At 68.2% G+C, this 4,710-nt stretch carries 6 protein-coding genes; 1 reads left to right on the top strand and 5 read right to left on the bottom strand.

Translation table 11 applies throughout. The features are described from left to right. Positions 1–35: 35 nt before the first annotated feature. The gene (locus C8K38_RS00310; RefSeq protein ID WP_097209714.1) at positions 36–551 is read left to right on the top strand and encodes a hypothetical protein; all 516 of its coding nucleotides are present in this window, start codon (positions 36–38) and stop codon (positions 549–551) included. Positions 552–622: 71 nt separating this feature from the next. On the opposite strand, the gene C8K38_RS00305 is transcribed toward C8K38_RS00310, so the two are convergent. The 5 genes from C8K38_RS00305 to C8K38_RS00290 all read right to left on the bottom strand — a co-directional run bounded on the left by C8K38_RS00305 (position 623) and on the right by C8K38_RS00290 (position 4,642). Then, positions 623–1,198 (bottom strand): MerR family transcriptional regulator, encoded by a 576-nt coding sequence (locus tag C8K38_RS00305; protein WP_257016943.1) that lies wholly within the window; start codon positions 1,196–1,198, stop codon positions 623–625. Continuing rightward, the gene (locus tag C8K38_RS27445; RefSeq protein WP_257016942.1) at positions 1,153–1,407 is read right to left on the bottom strand and encodes a MerR family transcriptional regulator; all 255 of its coding nucleotides are present in this window, start codon (positions 1,405–1,407) and stop codon (positions 1,153–1,155) included. Before C8K38_RS27445 ends, C8K38_RS00305 begins: the two co-directional genes overlap by 46 nt. Before the next feature lie 23 nt (positions 1,408–1,430). Beyond that, positions 1,431–2,651, bottom strand: a complete 1,221-nt coding sequence (locus C8K38_RS00300; RefSeq protein ID WP_097209713.1) for a serine hydrolase domain-containing protein — start codon at positions 2,649–2,651, stop codon at positions 1,431–1,433. A gap of 126 nt (positions 2,652–2,777) precedes the next feature. Continuing rightward, entirely contained in the window at positions 2,778–3,770 is a 993-nt protein-coding gene (locus C8K38_RS00295) for an AurF N-oxygenase family protein (RefSeq protein ID WP_179800402.1), read from the bottom strand. After that, a complete protein-coding gene (locus C8K38_RS00290) occupies positions 3,767–4,642 on the bottom strand; it encodes a prephenate dehydrogenase/arogenate dehydrogenase family protein (protein WP_097209953.1) in 876 nt (291 codons plus the stop codon). The genes C8K38_RS00295 and C8K38_RS00290 overlap by 4 nt, the downstream gene beginning before the upstream one ends. Positions 4,643–4,710: the final 68 nt, after the last annotated feature.

Below are 4,710 nucleotides of genomic sequence, written 5' to 3'. Positions count from 1 at the left end.
TCGGTCACGGTCGCCGGGTCGCCACATCTCCCGCCATGCTTGCGATCATCCTGGCAGGAGTCTTGCTGACGGGTGGGTGCGGACAACCAGGGACGAACCAATTGCCACAGGAGGTTCTGGTCCCGTTGGAGGCCGTACAGAATCACTTCCCGGAGATCGCCACCCAGAACCCGCCGAGTGAGAACACCAATGCCGCCGGCATCCCCGATGCGACGCGAATGGCGATCTACGAAGGGGACGACGGCAAAAAGGTGACTGTTTCAGTCGATCGATATCCCGGCCCCGACTCGGCCTCGACCGCATTCGAGGAGGCGATCGACAAAAGCGAGGCCGTCCAAGGTTTCGCCGCGCTGCCTCCGCCGATCGACGTCGGTGACAGAGCATTCGCCGGCACCGTGAGTCAGGGAGATGACACACACATCGGATACGGCGCGCTCGCAGGCGAATACGTCATCGGAGTGACCTCGGCCGGCTATCCGGCTACCACCGAGAACACCGCAAAACTGATCGATCTCACCCGCGAGGCGGTCGGGAAAGCAGGAACGGCATAGGGGGCCGCTCGAGCGAAGCCTGTGGGCAGGCCCGGCAGGTCGTCGAGCCGAAGGACCGGAGCACGGCGCCGTCAGCGGGAGTCCGGTCTGGGGATTTGGATGCCGGCGGCGCGGAGTCTGGTCTCGAAAAGCGCCGTCGCCCGCATCGTGGCCGGTATCTGCTCTTCGCCGTGGTGGGCAATGAGCCTGTAACGAGTCGCAGTGTCGCTGCGAGCTTGCAGAGCGGTCACGACTTTCAGGTGTGCGGGGTTGGCGAGGTAATGGTCGGCTAGGGCGGTGGCGAGCTCGTCGACGCGGGGGTCGTCGGGTTCCCAGGCCACGGCCTCGGCGGCACGCTTGATCAAGGCGACGTACTGGGCGTCGTCGAGGGCGTGCTCAAGGTAGGTGAGGTAGTCGTCGAAGCCTTCCGGGACCAGGGCCTTGGCCAGCACCCAACCCTGCCTGGCGTTCGCGACCTCGTCCACAGGGAAGCCGAGGTCGGCCATCCGCTGAAGCAACGCCACGGCGCGGTCGCCCAGTAGCGCACGGTCGCCGTCGGCGAGCCGTTGCAACGTGTCTCGTCGCGCGATCAGCTCCTCGATCCGTTCGGTGAGCTGTCGCTCTACGCCGGCGAGCGCGGCGGCGTAGAGCGTGGCGTCGGCGTCCACCAGGGGCGGGATCTGGCCAGCGGCACCCCGGCAGCGGCGAGCGTCCGGACCTGCACCAACCGCAACAACTCGGCCGATCCGTATCTCCGGTACCCGGAGCTGTCACGTTCGGGCTCCTTCACCAGGCCGAGCTTGTGGTAGTGCCTCACCGTCTTGACTGTGACACCGCCGAATGCTGCCGCCTGCCCGATCGTGACTCCGTTCCTCATCTGCTCAGCCTGCCTTAGATGGTTCATTCAGTCGGCTGCGCCGGATCGGCCTGTCCACCGCAGAAGACGGCGTTGAGGAGCCCTTGCTGAGCGGTCTGGAACGCTGCCGCGATGGACAGGTCGGCGTCGTCCACACAGTTCAGCGCTGCGGTCAGGGTCTGGCTGCCGTCGGGTGTGCTGTACATCAGTGCTGCGTGGCCCACGGCGGCGCCATTGTGTGAGATGACGGTGCCGCCGCCGTCGGTAGACACCACGAACACCCCCAGGCCGTAGTCCATGTTCGGAATGCCCGTCGGGTGCGGAGTGCACATCTCGGTGAGCAACGGGGCGGGCAGGAGCTTGCCGCTCATCAGCGCGGAGATGAAGGTGTGCAGGTCCTTGGTGGTCGAGATCATGTCACCACCCGTGGAGATCCAGGACGGGTTCTGGCGGGTGATGTCGACCGTCTTCTGCTCGCCGGCCTCCTCGTACCGGTAGTAGGCGTGGGCGTGGGGCTCGGGGATCTCCGGCGAGGCGTCCGGCACCGCGGTGCCCGACAACCCGAGCGGGTCCAGGATCAGCCGCTGCATCTCCTCGGCGAGCGCGCGGCCGGTGACCTTCTCGATCAGCAGCCGGGCGAGCACGTAGTTGGTGTTGGAGTAGCTCCAGTCCGTCCCCGGCTCGAACCGGGCCGGCTTGGACAACGCCAACTCCACCAGCGCCTGCGGCCGATAGGTCTTCAGCCGGTTATCCATCCACTCGGTGCCCGCGGGGCCGTAGGGCATGGGGCTTCCCAGCACCATCGTCCCGTCGTTGTAGACCTCGCCGGTGAAGTTGAACAATCCGCTGGTGTGCTGCAACAGCATTCGCACCGTGATCCGCGCATCCAGCCCGAACTCTGGCAGGTACTCGGTCACCGGGGTATCCAGCCCGATCTTGCCCTCGGCCACCAGTTGCAGCACCACGGTCGCGGTGAAGGTCTTCGTGTTGCTGCCGATCCGGATGTGCCCGTCTACCGGAGGCTTCGTAGTCCCGCCCAGCTCGGCCGCCCCTGCGCTGCCGACCCATTCGCCCCGCTTATCGTGCACGCGCAGCGACACCCCGACGAAACCGGAATCGACGATGTCTTCGATGGCCTTCTGAAGTTCCGGGCAATCCTGCCCAACAGCGGCCTTCAGCACGGCCCCGCTGTTCGGGACCGAGGCGGCGTCGAGGGCTGCGGCCCGCAGGGTGCACTTGTCCTGGTCGGAGAAGGTGATGGACATGGTGGTTTGCTCCCAATCTGTTCCGTCCGGTCGGCGTCGTGCCGCTGAGACGAGCTTCCACCCTGACCCAAGGTCAACCTCAACCATGATCTAGATCACAGTTGCTTTCGGAGGGACCGGGACCCCTCACCATTCGTCGCGAATGTCCTCAGCGACGCCCAGTCGCTCGCACAGCCGCCGAATCGCGCTGCAGTCCTGCACCATCGGCTTCCGGTCGCCGTCCGCCGTGACGTCCGCGATGATCGTCCCCGCGCCGGTGACCCGTTCCTGGTCCAGGATGGCCCGCCAGGTGGTGAGGTCGCTCGCGGTGAACGCGTCCACCCCCTCGCGCAGACCCTCGAGCAGGGTGTGCCGGTCGTCCGCATCGAGAGTGTCGTACACCAGCGTCACCAGGTCGCCGGTGATGGAGGAGTGGCACTGCTCGTCTCGTCGGTGCAGCGCCACGGTCGCCCGGTTCAACGGCTGCACCGCCTCGTCCCCGGTCATCAGGCCCAGGTAGGCGCTGATCGATGTTTCGGCGACCGTGGTGTAGGCGAGGGTCGTCAGCGCCGCGGCCCGCGGATCGGTGTGCCGGGCCACGGCCGCGTGATGGCGGCGGACAGTCTGGGCGGCGGGCAGCGCGTCCTCGCGCAACGGCCACCCGCGGTGGCGACGCGTCGCGGCGCTCGCGTTGAGGTGCATCAGGGTGTGGTACTCCTCGTCGACCATCGACTGCAGCGCCGCCGCGCGGTGGCCGTCGCCGAGCCCGGTGCCGAACGCGTCGCGGGAGAGCAACTGGAAACCCGGGTTGACCACGAACTGCTCGATGTCCATCACGTTCTTGTTGTAGGCGATCCACCCCCAGGCCCGCAGCCGGTCCTTCTTCGACTCGTCCAGGCAGCGGTAGAGGTCGTGCTCGCGGAACGGGAGCAGCGCCTCGGGGAAGTCGGCCTTGGCCGGATCGAAGAAGTCGTCGAGCTCGGGTTCGACCCTCCGCACCGTGGCTCGGCGCGGCCAGCTCCTGACCAGGCCGCGGATCACCGCGCTCTCGACCGGATTCGACTCTTCGCATTCGGGCAGGGAGGGCGGCGACAGCAGGCCCTCGAACGTCCCGCCGTGTAGCTCGAACGGACCGGTCACGACTCGATCACCTCCGATCGCACCGACACGTCCTCGGATGCCAGGCCGTGAAAGATCTCCGCACACAAATCCCCGTACCGGCGGGCGCGATCGCCGAGGGGTCGACTCGCCGCGGCCACCAGCGCGTCGAAATCGGCCTCGGTGCCGTGCTCGACCACCGACGACAATCGGGTCACCGCCGCCGCCAGCGCATCACGTGCCCTGCCCGCCAACGGATTCCCGGCCTGGACGTCGCGGTACACCGCCGGGTTCCCGAGCCCGATCCGAGCCAACAGCGCCAGCGCCACCGTGTGCGGCGGGGTCGCGCTGGCGGCCAGCTCCTCGTTCGTCACGTCGAGCTCGGTCAGCGCGAGGCCGAAGGCCAGCACCGCCGCGTGCGTGAGCGCCTGCGTCGCCGCCACGATCCGGTCGTGCTGTTCCGGTGCGAGCCGGACGATCTCGGCCCCCCATCCGGACAGGGAGGCGAGGAACCGGTCGACCTGCTGACCCCCGCAATACGTGACCGCGGCCACCGGCCTGCCGGCCATACCCAGGTCGGGTGCGAACATCGGGTTGACCCCGACGGCCGCAGTCCCCGGCGCGGATTCCGTGAGCGCACACGCGAACCGCGTCTTGACCGACAGCGTGTCGACGAGCACCGCGCCGGGGGAGAGAAGTCCGGGGAGAGCCGGGGCGGCGGCCAGCGCGACCGACTCCGGCACGGCCAGCACCACCAGGTCCGCGGAGCGCAGCGCCGCGACGAGCTCCCCGGTCGGGGCCGTCAGGTCCGCGGCCATGGCATCCGGATCGGTGATGGCGTCCGTGCGTGCCGCACAGCGGGGATCGACCACCAGGACCCGGACCCCGTCGCCGCGCAGCAACGCCACCAACATCGCGCCGACCGATCCCGCACCGCCGACGACGGCGGCGGTGCGGAACTGCGACGATGCCCGCGCAGATC

It is taken from the genome of Rhodococcus sp. OK611, assembly GCF_003050885.1.
Lineage (GTDB): Bacteria > Actinomycetota > Actinomycetes > Mycobacteriales > Mycobacteriaceae > Rhodococcus_G > Rhodococcus_G oryzae.
Note: the sequence above shows the minus strand (reverse complement) of the source record. Positions and strands in the feature narration are given on the sequence as shown.

What these genes read in the sequence shown, in the direction of transcription:
- C8K38_RS00310 (WP_097209714.1), top strand. Translation starts at nt 36, where the DNA reads ATGCTTGCGATCATCCTGGCAGGAGTCTTGCTGACGGGTGGGTGCGGA.
- C8K38_RS27445 (WP_257016942.1), bottom strand. Translation starts at nt 1,407, where the DNA reads ATGAGGAACGGAGTCACGATCGGGCAGGCGGCAGCATTCGGCGGTGTC.
- C8K38_RS00300 (WP_097209713.1), bottom strand. Translation starts at nt 2,651, where the DNA reads ATGTCCATCACCTTCTCCGACCAGGACAAGTGCACCCTGCGGGCCGCA.
- C8K38_RS00290 (WP_097209953.1), bottom strand. Translation starts at nt 4,642, where the DNA reads ATGTTGGTGGCGTTGCTGCGCGGCGACGGGGTCCGGGTCCTGGTGGTC.